Raw genomic sequence first — 21,552 nt, 5'->3', positions numbered from 1 at the left:
TGGAGTAATGAATGACCAAAACAGCGCTTATCACTGGCGTTACTGGGCAAGATGGCGCTTATCTGTCGGACTTGTTGTTGGCAAAGGGCTATATTGTTCATGGCGTGAAACGCCGGGCTTCATTGCTTAATACCGCGCGAGTGGACCATCTCTATAAAGACCCGCACGATGGTGACACGCGCTTTCACCTCCATCATGGCGATCTGACAGACGCCACCAATCTCATCCGGCTCATGCAGGAGGTGAAACCGGACGAAGTCTACAATCTCGCTGCACAAAGTCATGTTCAGGTCAGCTTCGAAACGCCGGAATATACGGCGAATGCGGATGCCCTTGGAACTCTGCGACTGCTGGAAGCAATTCGCATTCTGAATTTTGAGAATAAAACCCGTTTTTACCAAGCATCGACGTCGGAACTATACGGCAAGGTGCAGGCCGTCCCACAATCGGAGACCACACCATTTTATCCGCGCAGTCCATATGCTGCCGCAAAACTATATGCCTATTGGATTTGCGTGAACTATCGTGAAGCCTATGGCATGTTTGCTGCAAACGGCATCTTGTTCAACCATGAGAGTCCTCTGCGCGGAGAAACCTTTGTTACCCGCAAGATCACGCGCGCCGTAGCAGCCATCGAAACCAAGCAGCAGCGCCGCCTGTATCTGGGCAATCTCGACGCTCAGCGGGATTGGGGGCATGCGCGCGACTATGTCGAGGGTATGTGGCGCATTCTCCAGCATGACCGCGCCGACGACTGGGTTCTGGCGACCGGTGAAACGACCAGCGTCCGCAATTTTGTAGACCTCGCCTTCGCTGAAGTCGGCCGCAAGCTCGTTTGGGAAGGCCAAGGTGTCGAGGAAGTCGGCCGGGATTCGAACTCGGGTGAAATTCTGGTTGCAATCGATCCTGCCTATTTTCGTCCGACCGAAGTCGATCTTCTGATCGGCGACGCTTCGAAAGCCAAAGACCAGCTCGGCTGGGCAGCCAGAACCACCCTGAAGGAACTGGTCAGCGAGATGGTGGCGTCAGATCTGGCAGCCGCGCGAACGAAAATACCCGTATAAGACAGGTTCCGGCCTCAGCGCCGGAATTTGCATGCGCCTATGATCGCCAAACGACAAACGCGGCCCCACATAAGCCGGGGCCGCGGTTCTCTCCCCGGGCGGCAAACGACACGCAGGCTCAAGCAGTGCGTCCATAAACGTCCGCCAGCCGGACGATGTCGTCTTCACCCAGATACCCACCTTGCTGAACTTCAATCAGTTCAAGTGGTTCCGGCCCGGGATTTTCAAGTCGATGCACAGAGCCGACCGGAATAAATATCGATTCTCCCGGCCCGATCTGCTTTCGAACTTGCTCGACCGTCACAATGGCAACCCCGCTCGCCACAACCCATGTTTCTGCTCGACGGGCGTGCTTTTGCAGACTTAGCTGCCCCCCGGGTTTCACTGCGATCCGCTTCACCTGCCAACCGACACCTTGCCCCAGGCTGCGATAGCTACCCCAAGGCCGGCGCACTTCATGGCTGGTCCGCGTCAGTTCATACCCTTCATCTTCGATCCGATCGACTACCTTGCGGATATCTTCCGAACGCTCCCTTGGCGCGATCAGCACAGCATCTCCGGTGGCAACTACCACCATGCCCTCGAGACCCAACGCTGCCACGAAGGGGCCGCCTTCATTGCGCACAAGGCTGTCCCGACAACCGATCAACGCGCCGGCACCTCGCACAACATTACCTTCGGCATCAGGTGCAGTTACCCGCCAGAGGGCATCCCAGGAACCTACGTCCGACCAGCCCATATCGACCGGCACGACGCTGACCTTGTCCGATCTCTCCATCACGGCATAGTCGATGCTGATGGATGGACAGGCTGCAAACTCCGCCCCGCCCGGACGGAAAATCATCCCGTCAATTTCTGCGATCCGCACCGCATCATCAACCGCTTTCGCAACCTCGGGAGCGCACGTCGCCAGTGCTTCCAGATACGCTGAAGCCTTGAACAGAAAGATACCGGCATTCCACATCATCCCGCGCGCCACATAGGCGACGGCAGTCTCTTCGTCGGGCTTTTCCACGAAGCGGCGCACCCGGCGCACAGGGCCGATATCGCCTTCCGCTTCGATATAGCCATAACCCGTGGCCGGCTCGCTGGGCGTGATTCCGAACGTCACCATGCGCCCTGCCAACGCGGCAGGAGCAGCATCGGCAATTGCAGCGCGGAAAGCCTCTTCGTTGCCGATAAGATGGTCCGACGGCATGACCAACATCAGCGCGTCGGGTGTACCTGCCCTTGCAAGCCAGTGCGCAGCAATTGCGACCGCAGGCGCGGTATTGCGCCCCTGCGGCTCGAGAATGACAGCCCGCGGCGGACAACCAACGTGCAACAGCTGTTCGACAACAAGGAAGCGATGCCCTTCCCCTGCAAGCACCAGAGGTGCTTCAAACTGCAAGTCATTGCTGTTCGTTGCCGTCCTCAGGGCCGTAGCCTGCAGCATCGTCTCTTCATGCGCAAGCGCCTGTAATTGCTTGGGCATATCCGCTCTTGAAAGCGGCCAGAGCCTTGTCCCCGATCCGCCGCAAAGAAGGACTGGCGATATGCTGATGCTGGTCAATGACTGGTGCTCACAATTGTTGAGGGGTCGCCTGTAGTCATATTCCCCGGGACCAGCAAGCAAGCCGGCCCGCCCCATCGTCGATTAAACACATGTCAGCGTCCCCACCGGCATCAGCTACCACCGGCGTCGTTACCGCCCCACCCACTTCCCTGGCCGCTTCTCCACAAAGGCTACCATGCCTTCCTTCTGATCCTCGGTGCCGAACAGGCCGTGGAACAGGCGGCGTTCGAACAATATTCCTTGTTGCAGCGTGGTTTCGAACGCCACATTCACCTGTTCCTTCACTGCCAGCGCGGCGAGCGGGGGCATGGCTGCGATGGTTTCCGCCGTTTTCAGCGCCTCGGCTAGCAGGTCTGCGGCGGGCACCACTTTTGCGACCAGTCCGGCGCTTTCGGCTTCGGCTGCGTCCATCATCCGGCCGGTCAGGCACATTTCCATCGCCTTGGCCTTGCCCACCGCGCGCGCCAGACGCTGCGATCCGCCCATGCCCGGCGTTACGCCCAACTTGATTTCCGGCTGGCCAAACTTTGCGCTGTCACCTGCGATAATGAAGTCGCACATCATCGCCAGTTCACAGCCGCCGCCCAGCGCATAGCCGGAGACCGCCGCGATCACCGGCTTGCGGGTGCGGGTGAACAAATCATAGCCGGCGAAAAAGTTGCTGCCGAACATGTCGCCCACGCCTTGCGGGGCCATTTCCTTGATGTCCGCGCCCGCCGCGAAGGCCTTTTCGCTGCCCGTCAGCACCGCGCAGCGCTGCGTCGGGTCTGCGTCATAGGCCGCGAACACCGTCAGCAGGTCCGCCAGCACCTGGCTGTTCAGCGCGTTCAGCGCCTGCGGGCGGTTCAGCGTCACCAGCGTGACGGCGCCCCTTTGTTCCACCAGCAGCGTTTCAGTGGCCATCATCTTGTCCTTTGCGTCTGTCCCTGCCCTGCCACATCGCGAATCGCGCTGCCAGCAGGGGCGCGAGCCGCTCATAGCTCGCCCATGTGTCCGGCACGCTGTACGCATCTGCCGCATCCGTGAAACTCTTCGCATAGTCAGGCAGATAGGATGGCTCGCCATCCTCATGCCCCTCCTCGTCATACAGATAATAGGCCGCAGCAAAGCGGTTGCCCTCGTCGGACAACTCCTCTGCCGTCAGCTTGCCGTCGCAATGCGCCATGAACCACGCCCCCGGCGTCTGGGTCCGCTGCGCCAGTTCGCCGAACCCGTCGGCGCGGGATTCCCCACCCTGTCCGTTCAGCAGCATCCATGCGAGGAACAGGCCGATATGCGTGCCTCCGGCCTCCGGCGGCAGATGATCGGGAAAATCGCCCCCCGAATGCCAGCTGGCGTCGTCCAGAATCATGCCAGCCCCACCGCCCGGCGCACGGCCAGCGCCACGCAATCCGCCGCCCGTGTGCCCAATTCCGCCAGCAGCAGAGGCTCCACCCGCACCGGGCTTTCGGCAGACAGGCTCATCGCGAACAGCGCGTCGCCATCGAAGGGGGTGTGGATCGGCCGGATCGCCCGCGCCAGCCCGTCATGCGCCATCATCGCCAGCCGCTTCGCCGCAGGGCGGGTCAGCGGCACATCCGTCGCAATCGCGCCGATGCAGGTATGCCCCTCGCCATACACCGCCCTGCCCTGCAATTTCGGCATCGGCACCGGCCCCTGTAGCGGCGGCTCCCCCGCCTCTACCTCACCGAAGCAGTTCACCGCGATCAGCGCTGCTACCGTGCCGCCGCCATCCAGCGCCGCGCGCGCCACGCCGATCCCGCCCGCCCGGCTTCCGGCCCGCGCGCCAAAGGCCGCCCCCACTGCGCCTTCCCCGGCATCCGGCCCCAGCGCTGCATAGGCGTCGCGCGCCAGCCGCCGATAAGGCGGCTCGCCGCCGCCTGCCCGCGCCCAGCTCTTGTCGCCCTCATTGCCCAGATCGAACAGGATCGCGCCCGGCACCACCGGCACAGACACGCCCGGTGCCACCGGCAGGCCGATGCCGTCGCGCGCCAGCAGCAGTGCCAGTTCGGATGCCGCCTCCAGCCCGAACACGGAGCCGCCCGCCAGCGCCAGCCCATGCACCCGCTCCACCAGCGTCGACGGCTCCAGCGCGTCCGTCTCGCGCGTGCCCGGCCCGCCGCCGCGCACGTCGCAGGCCATCACCACCGGCGCATCGGGCACCAGCAAGGTCACCCCCGTGTGCGAAACGGGGCAATGCGCATGCCCGACCTTCAGGCCGGTTATCATCCGCCGAGCTGCATCAGAGGAAGCCGACCGCGTCCCGAACTTCGCGCATCGTTTCCTGCGCCACCTGCCGCGCGGCCTCTGCCCCTTCGGCCAGCGCTTGATCGATGGCCGCCGGGTTCGCCAGCAGTTCGCGATAGCGGTCGTTCATCGGGGCCAGCTTTTCCACGAGCAGGTCCGCCAACGCGGGCTTGAACGCGCCAAAGCCCTGCCCGCCGAACTCGCCCAGCACTTCGGCCATCGTTCGGCCAGAGAGCGTCGCGAAAATCTCCACCAGATTGCGCGCTTCCAGCCGCCCTTCCAGCCCCTTCACCTCCGTGGGCAGCGGCTCAGGGTCGGTCTTGGCGCGCTTCACCTTGTTGCGGATATCCTCCGCGCTGTCGGTCAGGTTGATGCGGCTCTGGTCAGACGGGTCGGATTTGGACATCTTCGCCGTGCCGTCGCGCAGCGATTTCACCCGCAGCGCCTCCGGCGGCATGATGGGTTCCGGCAGCGGGAACAGCTCCACGCCGAAATCAGTGTTGAACTTGGTCGCTGTATCGCGGGACAGTTCCAGATGCTGTTTCTGGTCCTCGCCCACGGGCACATGCGTCGCCTTGTACAGCAGCACATCGGCCGCCTGCAGCACCGGATAGGTGTAGAGGCCCACAGAGGCCCCTTCCCGATCCTTGCCGGACTTTTCCTTGAACTGCGTCATCCGGTTCAGCCAGCCGATCCGCGCCGTGCAGCCCAGCACCCACGCCAGTTCGGCATGCTCCATCACGCGGGACTGGTTGAACAAGGTCGCCTTCGCCGGATCGATCCCGGCCGCCATCAGCGCCGCCGCGATTTCCCGCGTGGAGCGCTTCAGATCCGCCGGATCCTGCTTCAGCGTGATCGCGTGCATATCGGCGATGAAGAAGAAGGCGCGGTCACCCGGCTTCAGGGCGTCCTGCATCAGCACCCAGTTGCGGATCGCCCCCAGATAATTGCCCAGTTGCAGGTTGCCCGTCGGCTGGATGCCGGAAACGATCAGCATGATTATCCTCTGCGAAACGAATTGATAAGCTGCCGCGGGTTCCACGCCCCGATCAGCAGGCCGCCGCCCGCATAGACCAGCCCGCCCGCGCCGACCAGCAGCAACATGCCCAGCGCCCTGCTGCCCAGCGACCCTTCCGCCATCGGCAGCACGCTGGGGTTCAGCAGCCACAAGGCCGCCGCCATCGCCAGAGAGGCGACCAGCATGCGCGGCACGCGCTTCGCCAGCCCGGCATCCGGGTGCCAATCCCGCCGGTGGATCAGCACGCCCGCCAGCAATGCCACGTTGAACCATGCCGACAAGGATGTCGCCACTGCGATCCCCACATGATCCAGCATGCGCGACAGCAGCAGATTGCCCACAAGGTTGATGGCGATGGCCGCCAGCGCGATCTGCATTGGCGTGCGCGTATCGCCGCGCGCATGGAAGCCGGGCGTCAGCACCTTCACCAACATATAGGCGACCAGCCCGCTGGAAAACGCCCGCAGCGCGGCTGCGCAGGCGATGCGATCCGCGCGGGTGAACTCGCCTTGCTGGAACAGCGCCGCCACGATCGGATCGGCGGAAACAATCAACGCCACGGAGGCTGGCAGCCCGAACAGCAGCACGAACTCGATTCCCCGGTTCTGCTGGTGGATCGCCGCCTCGTTGTTGCCCGCGCCGATCAGCCGCCCCATCGCCGGCAGCAGCGCCACCCCCATACCCACGCCGATCATGCCCAGCGCCAGCTGGTTCAGCCGATCCGCATAATAAAGGTAAGACACCGAACCTTGCGGCAGGTTGCGCGCGGCGATCATGGTGGAGACCAGCAGGTTGATCTGCGTCGCCCCCGCGCCGATGGCGGCCGGGCCGATGCGGCGCAGCAGCGTCTTCACCTCCGGAGTCCAGTGCGGCAGCGTCAGCCGCGGCAGCACGCCGATGCGCCAGCAATCCCAGCACAGCCACAGGAACTGCAGGATGCCCGCAATCGCGATGGCCACCGCCTGCGTGGTCGCCGTCTGCACCGGATCGTCGCCGCGAAACACCAGAAAACCGATGATGAAGGTGATGTTCAGCAGGATGGGCGCGGCCGCATAGACCCAGAAACGCCCCATCGCGTTCAGCAGCCCGCCCAGCAAAGAGGCGAGCGAAATCAGCATCAGATAGGGAAAGGCCAACCGTGTCAGCTGCACGGTCAGCGCCAGCTTTTCCGGGCTGCGATCTTCGAACCCGCCCGTCATCGCCCAGACCACGGGTTCCGCCGCCACCATGATGACGATGGTGAAGATCAGCAGCACCGGGAACAGCACGGCCAGCGCCTGCTCCGTCAACCGCACCGCGCTCAGCACGCCCTCGCCTTTGCCGTCTTTTCCCAGCTGTTGGGAGACCAGCGGCACGAACGCCGCCGAAAAGGCCCCTTCCGCGAACAGCGATCGGAACAGGTTGGGCAGGCGGAACGCCACCAGAAAGGCGTCGGCCGCGAAGCCTGCCCCCAGATAGCGCGCCATCAGGATTTCGCGCACCATTCCCACGATGCGCGAAAGCAAGGTCATCCCGCCAACCGTCGTGGCGGAGCGGATCAGCGACATGGGCGCAAAGCCCCTGTCAGGCCCGTATCAGCCGGGGATCAGGCGTTGCCGACGGGCTGAAAGCCGTCGCCGCGCGCTTCCAGCTGCTGCAGATACAGGCCGCCGAAATCGATCGGCTCCAGCATCAGCGGCGGGAAACCGCCGTCGCGCACTGCGTCTGCGATCACCCGGCGGGCGAAGGGGAACAGGATGCGCGGCGCTTCCACCACCAGGAACGGCTCCAGCGCTTCCTGCGGCGCGCCCACCAGCCGAAACAGCCCGGCGTAAAGCAGCTCCACCTGGAAGGCGAGCGAGTTGGTGTCGGGCGTGCGGGCGGACGCCTCGATCTTCAGCTCCACCTCATACATGTCCTGCCCGCCGGAGCGCGCATTCACATTCACATTGATCTCGATCTTGGGCTGGCCGCCCATTTGCAGCGACGTCGGCGCGTTCGGGTTCTCGAACGAGAGATCCTTCACATATTGCGCAAGGATTCCGGCCTGCGGGGCAAGGTCTGCGCCATTGGCAAGCGCTTCGGCAGCTTCAGGGGTGATCTCGGTCATGATTGGCTCTCGGCTCGGGGGCGCTTGCGCCCTATTGTGACTTTGCCGCGCGGGCTAGCAGCGGAGCGCCGGAACCGCAAGTTGCGGCAGATGGTGTCAGCGGCACGGCCCCGTTCCTTCGGCGGGGTTGCGAAGATGGCAGACATGCCTATTTCTTGACGCACAAGTTGCAACTTGTGCCCGCGCGACCGTAAAGCACGGCTGTGGGCCATTGCAGCCCGCCCCTTCCTGTGGGAAGGAAGAAAGGCAGATCAAGGCGACGGAATGATGCAGAGCGGTTGGGTCGAGATTTTCTTTCTGGCGATGCTGGCAGGCTTCATCGGCCTGCGGCTCTACCATGTGCTCGGCCGCCGCACCGGCCATGAAAAGCCCGTGGCCGATCCCTATCGCCCCGCAGGTCCGGATGCGCTGCGACCGGCAGGCCGTTCGCGCAGCGAAGCCGAATCGCCCATCGCCATCGATCTGCCCGCCGATATCGCCCCGGATGTGCGCCCCGGCCTTGAACTGATCGCCCGCGCGGATCGCAACTTTTCCCCGGAACGCTTCGTGGCGGGCGCGCAAGGCGCCTATGCCATGGTGCTGGAAAGCTTCTGGAAGGGCGATGCGGAGCAACTCGCCGATCTGGTTTCCGATGAAATGCTGGACAATTTCCGCGCCGCCATCGCCGCCCGCAAGGCTGAGGGGGAGCGCGTCGAGAACCGCCTGCTGCAAGTGGATCGCGCGCAGATCGTCGGCGCGCACATGAACGGGGCGATGGCCGAAGTGACGGTGCGCTTCGATGCCGAAATCGTCACCGTCACCCGCGATGCCGAAGGCCGGGTGATTGCGGGCGATCCGGCGAAGTCGGTGGAAACCCACGATCTGTGGACGTTCAGCCGCCACACCGCCTCGGCCGATCCGGCCTGGCTGCTCGTCGCCACCGACGAAGACGAGTGAGCCTGCCCCTGCGGCGGGCAGGCGCGCCTGCCGCGCTGCTCCTGCCTTTACTGTCTCTGCTGGCTGCCTGCGCAACGCCGCAGCAACCGGCCGCCATCGGCACGCCGGTTGCTCCGCCAGCACCGCCAGCCACTGTCGAAATCATTGCCCGTACCGCAGGCCCCATCGCGGGGTTCAGCGCCACGCCCGCCGCACTGGAAGCCTTCCGCCGCGCCTGCCCCCGCCTGCTGAAGCGCGAAGACAGCTCCGGCCTCACCACCCCGGCCGACTGGGCCGCCGCTTGCGCAGACACAGACAGCAACCCCGCCAGCTTCTTCGCCCGCCATTTCACGCCCGTTGTCCTGAATGACGGCAAAGGCCTCGCCACCGGTTATTTCGAGCCGGAGATCGCAGGGCTTTATGCGGCCGCCCCCGGTGCCGCCCCGGTGCTGGCCCGCCCGCCCGAACTGGTGGACCTGAACCTGAAAGACTGGGCGATCACAGGCGGCACCATTCGCGGCGTGGTGAAAGGCAACCGTGTCGTCCGCGCACCGGACCGCGCCGCCATCGAAACCGGGGCCTTCGCCAAACGCGGCCTCGAACTGGCCTGGGCAGCAGACCCGGTGGACTTTTTCTTCCTGCAAATTCAAGGCTCCGGCCGGTTGGGCATGCCAGACGGCAAGGTGCTGCGCATCGGCTATGACGGGCAGAACGGCCACCAATATGTCGCCATCGGCAAGCTGCTGAAAGATCGCGGCATCCTGCCGAAACCGGGCATGGCCGAAATCAAGGCGTGGCTGCGCGCCAACCCGGCCGAAGGCGCGGCGCTGATGCGGGAAAACCCCAGCTACATCTTCTTCCGCAAACTGCCGGACAGTATCGACGGCCCCATCGGCGCGCTGGGCGTGCCGCTGATCGCCGAAGCCAATGCCGCGACAGACCCGGCCGCCACCCCGCTCGGCGCGCCGGTGTGGGTGGAAACCATGGTGGACGGCCAGCCCTTCCGCCGCCTGCTGGTCGCGTCTGACACCGGCGGCGCGATCAAGGGGCCGAACCGCTACGACATCTTCTTCGGCGCAGGCGCGGAAGCCGGGCGCAAGGCAGGCCCGCTGGCCGCCCCGCTGGAAGCGCGAATCCTGCTGCCCAACGCCGCCGCGCAGCGCTTGCAACAATGAGCCGTCGGCTGGCGCCCGACGAACAGGCGCTCTGGGCCCTCGTCGCCGCCACCGTGAAGCCGCTGCACCCGCATCAGCCGGTGGAAACGCCGCCCGGCCCTGCGCCCGTTCTTCCCCCAAAAGTGGATCGTCACCGCGTCGGCGCGGTAAAGGCGCGCGCTGCCCCCTCTCCCCTCCCCTCGGCCGCACGCCCACCCAGCGAAACGCTCGATTCCAGCTGGGATAACCGCATCACCTCGGGCAAACTCACGCCGGATATCGTCATCGATCTGCACGGCCTGCGCCGCGAACAGGCGCGCCACCTTCTCTACAGCCGCGTCGCAGACGCAGAGGCGCGGGGCCTGCGCGTCATCCTCGTCATCACCGGCAAGGGCCACAACCCCGGCCCGTCTCCGGCTGATCTGATGGAGGGCCGCCCCACACGCGGGGCGATTCGCGCCGATCTGCCGCGCTGGCTGGGGGAAGACGGCCTCTCCAGCCGCATTGCCGCCGTTCGCCGCGCCCATCCCCGGCACGGCGGATCGGGCGCGGCCTATCTGATCCTGAAGCGAAAGCGCGGCTGAGCGCCTCTGCATACGCGGCTGAACATCTCTGCATGGCTGTTCTGCGAAGCCCGGCCAAAGTCGGGGTCGGGTCAACCGCCTGTGCCGCTTGGCAATCCGGAAACCCCATGCTACGGCCCGCGCGCAGGCTGAGGGCGGCATATGACGGCCATTGCTTTCGCTTGACCAGATTTTCCCGCATTCGCGCATCGCTTCACGGCCTGCGGCGGATGCCAGACACATCCGGCCTTCCGTTCCCGCAGGAACGGGTCAGGCCCCAGAACGACAAGAGGCAGTTGGTGGATCTGAACAACATGCGCGTGTCTGTGGCGGCGGCGGGTCTCCCGGGGCGCTATGCGGCCGCCCTTTTCGATCTCGCCCAAACCGGCAAGGCTCTGGATGCGACGGCGAAGGATCTCGCCACGCTGAAGGCCGCGCTCGCCGAATCGGCGGATTTCCGCACCCTCACCACCTCGCCGGGCGTCAGCCGCGAACAGGCCGGAAAGGCCGTCGCCGCGCTGGCCGCCTCGTTCGGCCTCTCGGATCTCACCACCCGCTTCCTCGGCGTGCTGGCCGAAAACGGCCGCCTCGCCCTGCTGGGCGATGTGATCCGCCAGTATGAGGTGATGCTGTCCGCATGGAAGGGCAGCACCACCGCGCAGGTGACCGCCGCGCACAAGCTGACGGCCGCGCAGAAAAAGGCGCTGGAAACCAAGCTCAAGGCCCGCACGGGCCGCACCATCGCGGTCGACGTCACCGTGGATCCCGCGATCCTCGGCGGCCTCATCGTCCGCATCGGTTCCGAACAAATCGACAGCAGCATCAAGACCCGGCTGGAACGTCTGGGTCAGCAAATGAAAGGCCAATAAGAGATGGATATCCGCGCCGCGGAAATCTCCCGCGTCATCCGCGACCAGATCTCCGGCTTCGGCACCGAAGCCGAAATCTCGGAAGTCGGCCAGGTCCTCTCGGTGGGTGATGGCATCGCCCGCGTCCACGGCCTCGACAATGTGCAGGCCGGCGAAATGGTCGAATTCCCCGGTGGTATCAAGGGGATGGCTCTGAACCTCGAAGCCGACAATGTCGGCGTCGTGATCTTCGGCTCCGACACCGGCATCCGCGAAGGCGACACCGTGAAGCGCACCGGCACCATCGTCGACGTGCCGGTCGGCAAGGGCCTGCTCGGCCGCGTGGTCGATGGCCTCGGCAACCCGATCGACGGCAAGGGCCCGATCGACGCCACCGAACGCCGCCGCGTGGAAGTGAAGGCCCCGGGCATCATCCCGCGCAAATCCGTGCACGAGCCGGTGCAGACCGGCGTGAAGGCGCTCGACGCTCTCGTCCCCGTCGGCCGTGGCCAGCGCGAACTGATCATCGGCGACCGCCAGACCGGCAAGACCGCCATCGCGCTCGACACCTTCATCAATCAGCGCGCGGCCAATGCCGGCGATGATGAATCGAAGAAGCTCTATTGCATCTATGTCGCCGTGGGGCAGAAGCGTTCCACCGTGGCGCAGATCGTCCGCGCGCTGGAGGAAAATGGCGCGATGGAATACTCCATCGTCGTCGCCGCCACCGCCTCGGAACCGGCCCCGCTGCAATTCCTCGCGCCCTATGTCGGCTGCACCATGGGCGAATATTTCCGCGACAACGGCATGCATGCGGTCATCGTCTATGACGATCTCTCGAAGCAAGCCGTCGCTTACCGCCAGATGTCGCTGCTGCTGCGCCGCCCGCCGGGCCGCGAAGCCTATCCGGGTGACGTGTTCTACCTGCACAGCCGCCTGCTGGAGCGCGCGGCCAAGATGAACGACGAGAATGGCAACGGCTCGCTGACTGCCCTCCCCGTCATCGAAACGCAGGGCGGCGACGTGTCGGCCTACATCCCGACCAACGTGATCTCCATCACCGACGGCCAGATCTTCCTTGAATCCAACCTGTTTTATCAGGGCATCCGTCCGGCCATCAACGTCGGCCTCTCGGTCTCCCGCGTCGGCTCCGCCGCGCAGACCAAGGCGATGAAGAAGGTGGCGGGCTCCATCAAGCTGGAACTCGCCCAGTATCGGGAAATGGCGGCCTTCGCCCAGTTCGGTTCCGATCTGGACGCCTCCACGCAGAAGCTGCTGAACCGGGGTGCCCGCCTGACGGAGCTGCTGAAGCAGCCGCAGTTCAGCCCGCTGCCCTTCGAAGAGCAGGTGGTTTCGATCTACTCAGGCGTGAACGGCTATCTGGATGCCCTGCCCGTGAAGGATGTCGGCCGCTTCGAAACCGGCCTGATCGACTATCTGAAGAGCAGCAAGCCCGAAATCCTCTCGACGATCCGCGACACGAAGGACCTGTCGAACGACACGGCCGCCGTGCTGAAGGATGCCCTTGGCGCCTTCGCCAAGACCTTCGCCTGAGGATCGCTGAGCTGTGGCAACGCTCAAGGAACTGAAACTCCGGATCAGCTCGGTCAAATCGACCCAGAAGATCACCAAGGCCAAGCAGATGGTGGCCGCCGCGAAACTGCGCCGGGCGCAGGCCGCGGCGGAAGCCGCGCGCCCCTATGCCGAACGGCTTGAAGGTGTGGTGTCCAGCCTCGCCACCAAGGTGGGCGGCAGCAGCACGGCCCCGCGCCTGCTGGCCGGGTCCGGCCGGGATCAGGTGCATCTGCTGGTGGTGATGGCAGCGGATCGCGGCCTCGCGGGCGCGTTCAACGCCAACATCGTCAAGGCCGCCCGCAACCATGCCGAAGCGCTTCTGGCCGAGGGCAAGACGGTGAAGATGCTGCTGGTGGGCCGCAAGGCTCGCTCCGGCCTGATCCGCCAATATGGCAAGCAGGTGATCGATTATTACGACACCAGCGGCTTCCGCAGCATCGGCTTCGTGCAGGCCGATGAAATCGCGGGGCGGGTGTTCGCGCTCTATGAGGCCGGCGATTTCGACGTCGCCACGCTGTTCTATTCCAAGTTCCGCACAGCCCTGCTGCAGGAACCCACCGCGCAGCAGATCATCCCCGTCCCCGTCCCGGCAGACGCGGGTGTCACGAACAGCGGGGCCGTGGTGGAATATGAGCCGGACGAGGAAGCCATCCTCGCCGACCTTCTCCCGCGCAACATCAAGATCCAGATCTTCAAGGGTCTGCTGGAAAATGTCGCCGGTGAACAGGGCGCTTCGATGACGGCGATGGACAATGCCACGCGCAACGCCGGAGACCTCATCAAGAAGCTCACCATCGAATATAACCGCAGCCGTCAGGCCGCGATCACCAAGGAGCTGATCGAAATCATCTCCGGTGCGGAAGCGCTGTAGGAGCCTGACCGATGGCCTATGTGACAACAGCGACAACCCGTGGCGGCCGCGACGGCCGCGCCATCCTTGAAGGTGGCGCGCTGGCGCTCGCCATGTCCATCCCGAAAGAGATGGGCGGCGCGGGCGACGGGCACAACCCGGAACAGCTGTTCGCGCTGGGCTATTCGGCCTGCTTCGGCTCCGCCATCCTCGCCATCGCCCGCAAGCATGGCGTCGACGGGCAGAAGGCGAAAGTCACCGCCGAAGTCACCCTTGAGAAAGACGAAATCAGCTTCGCGCTCGCCGTGAAACTCACCGTCTCCATTCCGGGCGAAGACCTCGCGAAGGTCGAACAGATCGCCCATGAAGCACACCAGATCTGCCCCTATTCCCGCGCGACCCGGGGCAACATCCCCGTGACGGTCGCCGTCGCCTGAATTCCGAGGAGCTGAAACTTATGGCAACCACCACCAACAACATCGGCCGCGTCACGCAGGTCATCGGCGCCGTCGTGGACGTCGCCTTCGCAGACAATCTGCCGCCCATCCTCACCGCGCTGGAAACGCAGGTCGAAGGCCGCCGCCTCGTCCTCGAAGTGGCGCAGCACCTCGGCGAAAGCAGCGTCCGCACCATCGCCATGGACTCGACCGACGGTCTGGTTCGCGGTCAGGAAGTCACCGACACGGGCTCGCAAATCCGCGTCCCCGTCGGCCCGGCCACGCTCGGCCGCATCATGAACGTCATCGGCGAACCGATCGACGAGCGCGGCCCGATCGGCACCACGCAAACGGCCCCGATCCACGCCGCTGCTCCCGAATTCACCGAGCAATCCACCGAGGCCGCCATCCTCGTCACCGGCATCAAGGTCGTTGACCTGATCGCGCCCTATGCCAAGGGCGGCAAGATCGGCCTGTTCGGCGGCGCGGGCGTCGGCAAGACCGTGCTGATTCAGGAACTGATCAACAACATCGCCAAGGGCCATGGCGGCTATTCGGTGTTCGCCGGCGTGGGGGAACGCACCCGCGAAGGCAATGATCTCTACCACGAATTCCTCGATGCCAACGTCATCGCCAAAGACGCAGACGGCAACCCGACGTCGGAAGGCTCCAAGGTCGCCCTCGTGTTCGGCCAGATGAACGAGCCGCCCGGAGCCCGCGCCCGCGTCGCCCTCTCCGGCCTCACCATCGCCGAATATTTCCGCGACGTGGAAGGTCAGGACGTGCTGTTCTTCGTGGACAACATCTTCCGCTTCACCCAGGCCGGGTCCGAAGTGTCCGCCCTGCTCGGCCGCATCCCCTCGGCCGTGGGCTATCAGCCCACCCTCGCCACCGACATGGGCGCGTTGCAGGAACGCATCACCACCACCACCAAGGGTTCGATCACCTCGGTGCAGGCCATCTACGTGCCCGCCGATGACTTGACCGACCCGGCGCCCGCCACCTCGTTTGCCCACCTCGATGCCACCACCACGCTCAGCCGCCAGATCGCCGAACTCGGCATCTACCCGGCCGTGGACCCGCTGGATTCCACCAGCCGCGTGCTGGAGCCGCGCATCGTCGGGCAGGAGCATTATGAAACGGCCCGGGCTGTTCAGCAGGTGCTGCAAAAGTACAAGTCGCTGCAAGACATCATCGCCATCCTCGGCATGGACGAACTGTCGGAAGAAGATAAGCTGACGGTCGCCCGCGCCCGCAAGATCCAGCGCTTCCTGTCTCAGCCGTTCCACGTCGCCGAAGTCTTCACCGGCCAGCCCGGCGTGTTCGTGCAACTCGCGGACACGATCAAAGGCTTCAAGGCCATCGTGAACGGCGAATATGATCACCTGCCCGAAGCCGCCTTCTACATGGTCGGCACCATCGAGCAGGCCGTCGAAAAGGCCCAGCGCCTGGCCGCGGAAGCCGCATAATGGCGGCCCTGCACTTCGAACTGGTCTCCCCGGAGCGGCTCGTCCGCTCCGGCCCGGTGCACATGGTCGTCGTCCCCGGCACAGAGGGCGACTTCGCCGTCCTCGCCGGCCACGCCCCCATGATGAGCACCATCCGCACCGGCGAAATCGCAGTCTACACCGCCGCCGGAGACACGCCGGAACGCATCCACATCGAAGGCGGTTTCGCGGAAGTCTCGGAAAAAGGCCTCACCATCCTCGCCGAAAAGCTGGAGCCGGTGACGACGCACTGATGGGGCGCTTGCCGGGCGCGCTCGGCAGGTAAGGTATTTGCGGGCAGGGTTTGCGCCTCCGGCGGGCAGGGCTCTGCCCTGCACCCGGCAGGGAAATGATTTCCCTGCACCCTCAAAATTAGCACTGTGCCCAAACTCCAGCGTTGTGGGCTTGATCAGATTCGATTGCCTGCGGCGCTACGAGGCCATCTTCCTCTGCAAGGGGGAGAGATGGAGAGGGGGTGTCCCCGCCGGGCCAGATCCTCTGACATCCTAACAAGCGCGACGAAGACTCTCTCTCCCCGCCGGGGAGAGAGTTGGAGAGAGGGGAGCAACGCCCGGCCTGATCCACCAAACTCCCCACACCCACAACCGTCACCCCGGACTTGATCCGGGGTCCAGCTGCCTTCTCCAACGTCGCAGCAGAAAAGCGGGGCCCCGGATCAAGTCCGGGGCGACGTGTGGAGAAGTGGGCGGGACACGCCCCCAAAGCGTCGCAGGCAATAAACACCACCCTCGCGCCCAGCGGATCGCCCCCACCCCAACCCCTCCCCTCAAGGGGAGGGGCTAAGAAAAAGTCCGGGGGTGCAGGGGCGTCACGCCCCTGCCGGGGTGAAGGGGCAGCGCCCCTTCAATCACTCAACACAACCACCCCGCTCAAGGCCTCCGATACAACTGCACAAACCGATCCGTCCGCCCCCGGATCGCCGGATCATACACGATCCGCGTCAGATCATCCTCAGGGTTGGCCAGCACGTCGGATTCCGCCTCCAGCACGAAGCCCGCCTTCGCCATTTCGGCCTTCACCAGCGCCGGATCGATACGGTGGTGCGCCAACGTTTCGCCACGCGGTTCCGCGCCCGCCTTTGCCCGATGGTCCACCACCAGCACCAGCCCGCCCCGCACCATGGCATCATACACCTTCTTCAGCGCCTTTTCGGGATCCATGCGCGGAATGCGATATTGCGCATCTTCCCACCACAGATCGTGGATGCACATATGGAACAGCACCCGGTCGATCCGGTCCGGCAGCCGCATCCTGTCCGGATAGCCCAGAATCAGCCGCACATTGGGATGCTGCCGCTTCAACACAGACCATCCGGGTTGCAGTTCATCCACCGCAATCAGCCCTTCGGTAGAATGGGCGAACACCATGCCCGTCGGCCCCACCACATCCGCAATCAGGCGGCTGTAGTAACCCGTGCCCGCCACCATATCGAGAACCCGCTGACCAGGCCCAAGCCGGAACAGCGCCAACACCTCGGCAGGTCTCCGCCGGGCATCCGCCGCCCGCTCGGCAGCGGGCCGTAGCGGGGCCGCCAGCGCCTTTGCTATGTCGGCAGGGCCTGCATCCGCCGCCGCCCCCGCCGTCAGCAACAGCCCCAGCAACAGTCCCTGCCCAGCCCCGCGCAACAAACCCGACATCAGCGCTTCCGCTCGAACCGCCAGCGGAACGGCTTGCTGCCATCCGCCAGACTGATTTCAGCCATCAGCACCTCGCCCTCCCGCCAATATCGGATGCGCTGAGGATAATCATGCGCGGCGTTTTCGAAGGTGATTGAGTTTTGGGTGAAGGCCGTCGCCGGAAACGCCGAAGCAGGCGCGCCTCTCGGCTGCACATGAAGGGCAAGCCGCCCGCCCTCCCCCGCCGCGATCCGCATGAACTCGAACATAGCCACACGCTCGGCGGTTCCCGCCCGATTCATTCCGATCAGCATCCCGCCGCGCGGGGGCATCCAGCTTTCCTCGGTCAGCAGCTCGCCACGCAACTCCGCCCAGTCCCCGGCCAGCCAGCCCAGCCCCTCGACAGTCTGCGCGGGAGCGGGATGGGTCATCAGCAACAGCATCAGCCCCAAAACTCGAAACCTCATATCGCCCCCGTTTCGGCACGAGACCCCGTTGGCTCCCGCCATCCCCGGAATAGCCCGCCACCACTCCGGCGGGAATAGCCCGCAACAGCCGATTCCTGCATTCCTGTCGGCTCTCCGGCCCGCTCACAAAGAATGGGCAGAAGTTCTCCAGCCTTGTCCGGGAATTTTCTGATCAAGACAAATATTCCCAGATCCGGATTCCATCACCGTATCCCCATACTCCTGAATTTCATTCGCAATAAATATTATTTAAGAGGCTATCACATATATGTAACACACAGAATTCTAACAATTTAATTAGAATTCTATCTACTCTTGTAGACTTAATAAATGTGACGAATCCGCAACACTCTATTCCTGATCTCGCCAAGGCGGAAACATTAAGCTTTCCTGACATTCCCCCCTGCCCCACCCTTCATTCATCGGACATACAGATTCGGGGATAGTCTCATGCGTTCAATCTTTCTCCTCGGCGCCTCTCTGGCAGCCGTCGCAGCCACGCCTCTTGCCGCCCAGACGGAAACGGCCGCCACCGAAAGCGGCAGCGATGAACTGATCATCGTCACCGGTTCGCGCATCGCCCGGCCCAACCTCGATTCCGCAGTGCCGATCTCTACGATCACCGCGCAGGAATTGCGGGAAACCGGCGAAGTGTCGCTGGGCGACACGCTGAACCTGATGCCGCAATTCCGGCCCACCTACAGCACCCAGAACTCCGGCCGCTTCATCGGCACCGCCGGGATCAGCGCGCTCGATCTGCGCGGCATGGGCACCGCCCGCACGCTGGTGCTGCAGAACGGCCGCCGCCATGTCTCGTCGCAGCCGGGCCAGCAGACGGTCGATGTCAACACCATCCCGTCTGAACTGGTGGAGCGGGTGGATGTCGTCACCGGCGGCAACTCCGCGCTGTACGGCTCGGACGCCGTTGCGGGCGTCGTCAACTTCATCACCAAGCGGGATTATGAAGGCCTTGAAATCCGGGCACAATCCGGCCTGTCCTCGCGGCTTGACCGCGGTAACTATTATCTCAGCGTCACCGCGGGCAAGAACTTCGCTGACGGGCGCGGCAACATCGCCGCCAATGTCGGCATCAGCTCCGCGCCGCCGCTGTTCTTCTCCGATCGAGACGGCCAGACGGGCGCGCTCTCCGGCCGCCGCCAGTTCCAGCTGACGGAAAACACCACCTTCTCCGGCCCCAACAACACCACGGAACCGGCGGCCGGCAACGGCATTCCCGACACCACGCTGCTCTCGGGCATCAAGAACGCGGGCATCTCCACCGGCGGTGCCATCACCTCGGTCTGCACCGGCACGGCCGAGCGGCGCGCGCTCAACTGCTCGGGCGTTCTCTCCCCCACGTCGCGCAACGCGGACGGCACGCTGAACTACACCGAATTGGGCAACATCTTCGTCTTCGCGCCCGATGGCACGCTGGTGAAGAGTACGGGCGAACGGGATTTCCGCCCCTATGGCTCCGGCAACTTCATCGGCGGCCTTGGCTCCACGCTGCGGGAAACCGGGCTGCTGCAGGTTGGGCAAACGAACTACACCGGCAACCTGCTCGGCTCTTACGAGTTCAGCGATGCGGCCCGTGTCTTCTTCGAAGGCAAGTTCGTCCGCTCGGAAGCCATTCAGGAAGGTCAGCCGACCTTCTCATCCGGCGCGCTGAACCCCACCTTCTCCATCAACAACCCCTTCCTCACCACGCAGGCGCGCAACCTGCTGGTGCAAAGCCTCGCGCCGGGCGCGACGGGCTTCACCATGCAGCGCTTCAACATCGATTTCGGTGGCCGGGGCGAAAACCACAAGCGCGACGTCTATCGCATCGTCACCGGCCTGGAAGGCAATTTCCTCGATACCTGGCGCTATGAAGTGTCGTTGAACTATGGCCATGCCGACACCTTCTACCGCACCCGCGGCAACGTGAATCTGGCCAAGTTCACCAACGCCGTGAACGCAGTCCGCAACGGCGCGGGCCAGATCGTCTGCTCCATCAACGCAGATGCCAACACTGCCAACGACGATCCCGCCTGCGTGCCGATCAACCTGTTCGGCATCGGCGCACCCAGCCCTGAGGCGCTGAACTACATCGTCCACGAATCCACCCGGAAGCAGTGGGCCGATCAGTTGAACGCGGTCGCCTATGTCTCCGGCGATTCCTCGAAGTTGTTCGAACTGCCCGGCGGCCCCGTCGGCTTCGCGCTGGGTGGCGAATATCGTCAGGAAAACAGCTATTCCGCCTATGACCCCTTCACGGCCGGTGGCGGAACCTTCCTGAACGCGATTTCCGTGTTCGATCCGCCGAAACTGGAAGTGTGGGACGGCTTCGGCGAAATCCGCCTGCCCATTCTGAAGGACATGCCTTTCTTCCACGAACTGTCGGTGGAGGGCGCGGCCCGCGTCTCCAACTACAATGTCGGCAACACCGGCACTGTCTGGGCCTATAACATCGGCGCGATCTGGGCACCGGTTCCGGATGCCCGCTTCCGCGCCAGCTATGCCAAGGCCGTCCGCGCACCGACGCAATCGGATCTGTTCGGCTCGGCGGCGCAAACCTTCCTGAACGGCCTGATCGATCCCTGCGGCCAGCAGAATATCAACAACAATCCCAACCGGATTGCGAACTGTGCGGCAGCCGGGGTGCCCACCACACAGACATTCACGGTCGGCGGCACCACCAGCACGGAGCCGTTCACCAACCGTCCGGCATCGGGCATCCTCGGCACCTCAGGAGGCAACCCGAACCTCGAGGAAGAGCGTTCGACCAGCTGGACTGTCGGCGGCGTGTTCCAGCCGCGCTGGGTGCCCGGCCTCACCCTGTCGGTCGATTACTATAACATCGACATCAACAATGTGATCGTCACCATCGGCGCACAGACCATCATCAACCAATGCTATGACAGCCCGGACGGCATCGACAACCAGTTCTGCCGGGCGATCACGCGGAACGCGGACGGCACCTTCGCCGGTCAGCAGAACGTGCTCCATGGCGGCGGTCAGGCCAACTTCAGCACCACCGGCTCGTCGTTCCTGCAAGGGCCGTTCAACTACGCCCGCCAAACCACCGAAGGCGTCGATTTCGATCTGGCTTACACCTTCCCCAGTCAGGGTGACTGGCGCCTGTCTGCCCGCGCCACCGTGGCATGGCTGATCGGCCGAGACCAGTTCACCTCCGTCACGGAACCGAACCGCCGCACCCGGATCAAGGGCACGCTGGGCGATCCGGAATGGAACGGCCGCCTGAACATGACGCTGGGCTACAAGGCCGTCGATTTCGTCTGGACGCTGCGTTACATCGACAAGATGACGATTGCGCCGTCCTACGGCACCATGCTCTCCGAGCAGGACCGTCCGCCGACGAACGCCGACAACTTCCCGAAGGTCTGGTATCCCAGCTACACCTACCATGATTTCCGGATCGACGGGAAAATCGGCAAGCATTCGCTGTTCGTCGGTGTGGACAACGCCTTCGACGCCCTGCCGCCCTACGATCTGCTCGGCACCGAAGCAGGCGCGCCCTACACCAACACGGGCCGCTTCTTCTACGTCGGTGCCCAGCTGAAATTCTAGGGCAGCGATATCCAACACCGGAAAGGGCGGGGCTTCGGCTCCGCCCTTTTTCGTTCGCGAGAGGCCGCGCTTTCAA

Annotated in this window: 20 protein-coding genes; 11 read left to right on the top strand and 9 right to left on the bottom strand. The window is 64.3% G+C overall.

The genetic code is table 11. The annotated features are described in order from the left end of the window. Positions 1-11: 11 nt before the first annotated feature. The gene (gene gmd, locus FJQ54_RS01965; protein WP_140926628.1) at positions 12-1,064 is read left to right on the top strand and encodes a GDP-mannose 4,6-dehydratase; all 1,053 of its coding nucleotides are present in this window, start codon (positions 12-14) and stop codon (positions 1,062-1,064) included. Positions 1,065-1,182: 118 nt separating this feature from the next. Here the strand turns inward: gmd and FJQ54_RS01960 are convergent, their stop codons facing one another. From FJQ54_RS01960 to secB, 7 genes are read right to left on the bottom strand one after another with little or no spacing between them, the layout of a single operon-like run. Further along, positions 1,183-2,694 (bottom strand): mannose-1-phosphate guanylyltransferase/mannose-6-phosphate isomerase, encoded by a 1,512-nt coding sequence (locus FJQ54_RS01960; protein ID WP_140926626.1) that lies wholly within the window; start codon positions 2,692-2,694, stop codon positions 1,183-1,185. A gap of 54 nt (positions 2,695-2,748) precedes the next feature. After that, positions 2,749-3,522, bottom strand: a complete 774-nt coding sequence (locus FJQ54_RS01955; protein WP_140927085.1) for an enoyl-CoA hydratase-related protein — start codon at positions 3,520-3,522, stop codon at positions 2,749-2,751. Beyond that, complete coding sequence (locus tag FJQ54_RS01950) at positions 3,512-3,970, bottom strand: DUF7832 domain-containing protein (protein WP_140926624.1); 459 nt, start codon at positions 3,968-3,970, stop codon at positions 3,512-3,514. Before FJQ54_RS01950 ends, FJQ54_RS01955 begins: the two co-directional genes overlap by 11 nt. Then, complete coding sequence (locus FJQ54_RS01945) at positions 3,967-4,848, bottom strand: P1 family peptidase (RefSeq protein WP_140926622.1); 882 nt, start codon at positions 4,846-4,848, stop codon at positions 3,967-3,969. The genes FJQ54_RS01950 and FJQ54_RS01945 overlap by 4 nt, the downstream gene beginning before the upstream one ends. A gap of 13 nt (positions 4,849-4,861) precedes the next feature. Beyond that, on the bottom strand, positions 4,862-5,863 hold the full coding sequence (gene trpS / locus FJQ54_RS01940; protein WP_140926620.1) for a tryptophan--tRNA ligase: 1,002 nt from the start codon (positions 5,861-5,863) through the stop codon (positions 4,862-4,864). Between the two features lie 2 nt (positions 5,864-5,865). Then, the gene (murJ, locus tag FJQ54_RS01935; protein WP_140926618.1) at positions 5,866-7,431 is read right to left on the bottom strand and encodes a murein biosynthesis integral membrane protein MurJ; all 1,566 of its coding nucleotides are present in this window, start codon (positions 7,429-7,431) and stop codon (positions 5,866-5,868) included. Between the two features lie 38 nt (positions 7,432-7,469). Next, positions 7,470-7,973 (bottom strand): protein-export chaperone SecB, encoded by a 504-nt coding sequence (gene secB / locus FJQ54_RS01930; protein ID WP_140926616.1) that lies wholly within the window; start codon positions 7,971-7,973, stop codon positions 7,470-7,472. 264 nt (positions 7,974-8,237) lie between these two features. On the opposite strand from secB, the gene FJQ54_RS01925 reads away from it, so the two are divergent. The 9 genes from FJQ54_RS01925 to FJQ54_RS01885 all read left to right on the top strand — a co-directional run bounded on the left by FJQ54_RS01925 (position 8,238) and on the right by FJQ54_RS01885 (position 16,056). Then, positions 8,238-8,909 carry a Tim44/TimA family putative adaptor protein gene (locus tag FJQ54_RS01925; protein ID WP_235890276.1) on the top strand — a complete coding sequence of 224 codons (672 nt, stop codon included), beginning with the start codon at positions 8,238-8,240 and terminating at the stop codon, positions 8,907-8,909. Next, positions 8,906-10,063 carry a murein transglycosylase A gene (gene mltA / locus FJQ54_RS01920; protein ID WP_235890275.1) on the top strand — a complete coding sequence of 386 codons (1,158 nt, stop codon included), beginning with the start codon at positions 8,906-8,908 and terminating at the stop codon, positions 10,061-10,063. Before FJQ54_RS01925 ends, mltA begins: the two co-directional genes overlap by 4 nt. Continuing rightward, positions 10,060-10,626, top strand: coding sequence for a Smr/MutS family protein (locus tag FJQ54_RS01915; protein ID WP_140926614.1), 567 nt, complete (start codon positions 10,060-10,062; stop codon positions 10,624-10,626). Before mltA ends, FJQ54_RS01915 begins: the two co-directional genes overlap by 4 nt. A 293-nt stretch (positions 10,627-10,919) precedes the next feature. Continuing rightward, the gene (locus tag FJQ54_RS01910) at positions 10,920-11,474 is read left to right on the top strand and encodes a F0F1 ATP synthase subunit delta (protein WP_140927079.1); all 555 of its coding nucleotides are present in this window, start codon (positions 10,920-10,922) and stop codon (positions 11,472-11,474) included. Between the two features lie 3 nt (positions 11,475-11,477). Then, entirely contained in the window at positions 11,478-13,007 is a 1,530-nt protein-coding gene (atpA, locus tag FJQ54_RS01905; RefSeq protein ID WP_140926612.1) for a F0F1 ATP synthase subunit alpha, read from the top strand. 13 nt (positions 13,008-13,020) lie between these two features. Continuing rightward, positions 13,021-13,899 (top strand): F0F1 ATP synthase subunit gamma, encoded by an 879-nt coding sequence (locus FJQ54_RS01900; protein ID WP_140926610.1) that lies wholly within the window; start codon positions 13,021-13,023, stop codon positions 13,897-13,899. A gap of 11 nt (positions 13,900-13,910) precedes the next feature. Next, positions 13,911-14,315 (top strand): organic hydroperoxide resistance protein, encoded by a 405-nt coding sequence (locus FJQ54_RS01895; protein WP_140926608.1) that lies wholly within the window; start codon positions 13,911-13,913, stop codon positions 14,313-14,315. Positions 14,316-14,335: 20 nt separating this feature from the next. Further along, positions 14,336-15,784, top strand: coding sequence for a F0F1 ATP synthase subunit beta (gene atpD, locus FJQ54_RS01890; RefSeq protein WP_140926606.1), 1,449 nt, complete (start codon positions 14,336-14,338; stop codon positions 15,782-15,784). Further along, positions 15,784-16,056 (top strand): ATP synthase F1 subunit epsilon, encoded by a 273-nt coding sequence (locus FJQ54_RS01885; RefSeq protein ID WP_140926604.1) that lies wholly within the window; start codon positions 15,784-15,786, stop codon positions 16,054-16,056. Before atpD ends, FJQ54_RS01885 begins: the two co-directional genes overlap by 1 nt. A gap of 636 nt (positions 16,057-16,692) precedes the next feature. Here the strand turns inward: FJQ54_RS01885 and FJQ54_RS01880 are convergent. Beyond that, entirely contained in the window at positions 16,693-17,460 is a 768-nt protein-coding gene (locus FJQ54_RS01880) for a class I SAM-dependent methyltransferase (protein ID WP_140926602.1), read from the bottom strand. Next, complete coding sequence (locus FJQ54_RS01875; RefSeq protein ID WP_181159939.1) at positions 17,460-17,870, bottom strand: DUF6265 family protein; 411 nt, start codon at positions 17,868-17,870, stop codon at positions 17,460-17,462. Before FJQ54_RS01875 ends, FJQ54_RS01880 begins: the two co-directional genes overlap by 1 nt. 486 nt (positions 17,871-18,356) lie before the next feature. Between FJQ54_RS01875 and FJQ54_RS01870 the strand changes: the two genes are divergently transcribed. Then, the gene (locus tag FJQ54_RS01870) at positions 18,357-21,476 is read left to right on the top strand and encodes a TonB-dependent receptor domain-containing protein (RefSeq protein WP_140926598.1); all 3,120 of its coding nucleotides are present in this window, start codon (positions 18,357-18,359) and stop codon (positions 21,474-21,476) included. Positions 21,477-21,552 lie beyond the last annotated feature (76 nt).

This window comes from Sandaracinobacter neustonicus, from assembly GCF_006385875.1.
Taxonomy (GTDB): domain Bacteria; phylum Pseudomonadota; class Alphaproteobacteria; order Sphingomonadales; family Sphingomonadaceae; genus Sandaracinobacteroides; species Sandaracinobacteroides neustonicus.
The sequence above is the reverse complement of the archived record's forward strand: the minus strand, read 5'-3'. Positions and strand labels throughout refer to the sequence as shown.

Coding starts and splice junctions, on each gene's coding strand:
- FJQ54_RS01960 (WP_140926626.1), bottom strand. CDS start 2,694: ATGGGGCGGGCCGGCTTGCTTGCTGGTCCCGGGGAATATGACTACAGG.
- FJQ54_RS01955 (WP_140927085.1), bottom strand. CDS start 3,522: ATGGCCACTGAAACGCTGCTGGTGGAACAAAGGGGCGCCGTCACGCTG.
- atpA (WP_140926612.1), top strand. CDS start 11,478: ATGGATATCCGCGCCGCGGAAATCTCCCGCGTCATCCGCGACCAGATC.
- atpD (WP_140926606.1), top strand. CDS start 14,336: ATGGCAACCACCACCAACAACATCGGCCGCGTCACGCAGGTCATCGGC.
- murJ (WP_140926618.1), bottom strand. CDS start 7,431: ATGTCGCTGATCCGCTCCGCCACGACGGTTGGCGGGATGACCTTGCTT.
- FJQ54_RS01870 (WP_140926598.1), top strand. CDS start 18,357: ATGCGTTCAATCTTTCTCCTCGGCGCCTCTCTGGCAGCCGTCGCAGCC.
- FJQ54_RS01915 (WP_140926614.1), top strand. CDS start 10,060: ATGAGCCGTCGGCTGGCGCCCGACGAACAGGCGCTCTGGGCCCTCGTC.
- FJQ54_RS01895 (WP_140926608.1), top strand. CDS start 13,911: ATGGCCTATGTGACAACAGCGACAACCCGTGGCGGCCGCGACGGCCGC.
- FJQ54_RS01925 (WP_235890276.1), top strand. CDS start 8,238: ATGATGCAGAGCGGTTGGGTCGAGATTTTCTTTCTGGCGATGCTGGCA.
- trpS (WP_140926620.1), bottom strand. CDS start 5,863: ATGCTGATCGTTTCCGGCATCCAGCCGACGGGCAACCTGCAACTGGGC.
- FJQ54_RS01885 (WP_140926604.1), top strand. CDS start 15,784: ATGGCGGCCCTGCACTTCGAACTGGTCTCCCCGGAGCGGCTCGTCCGC.
- secB (WP_140926616.1), bottom strand. CDS start 7,973: ATGACCGAGATCACCCCTGAAGCTGCCGAAGCGCTTGCCAATGGCGCA.
- FJQ54_RS01880 (WP_140926602.1), bottom strand. CDS start 17,460: ATGTCGGGTTTGTTGCGCGGGGCTGGGCAGGGACTGTTGCTGGGGCTG.
- FJQ54_RS01945 (WP_140926622.1), bottom strand. CDS start 4,848: ATGATAACCGGCCTGAAGGTCGGGCATGCGCATTGCCCCGTTTCGCAC.
- FJQ54_RS01950 (WP_140926624.1), bottom strand. CDS start 3,970: ATGATTCTGGACGACGCCAGCTGGCATTCGGGGGGCGATTTTCCCGAT.
- FJQ54_RS01875 (WP_181159939.1), bottom strand. CDS start 17,870: ATGACCCATCCCGCTCCCGCGCAGACTGTCGAGGGGCTGGGCTGGCTG.
- FJQ54_RS01910 (WP_140927079.1), top strand. CDS start 10,920: ATGCGCGTGTCTGTGGCGGCGGCGGGTCTCCCGGGGCGCTATGCGGCC.
- gmd (WP_140926628.1), top strand. CDS start 12: ATGACCAAAACAGCGCTTATCACTGGCGTTACTGGGCAAGATGGCGCT.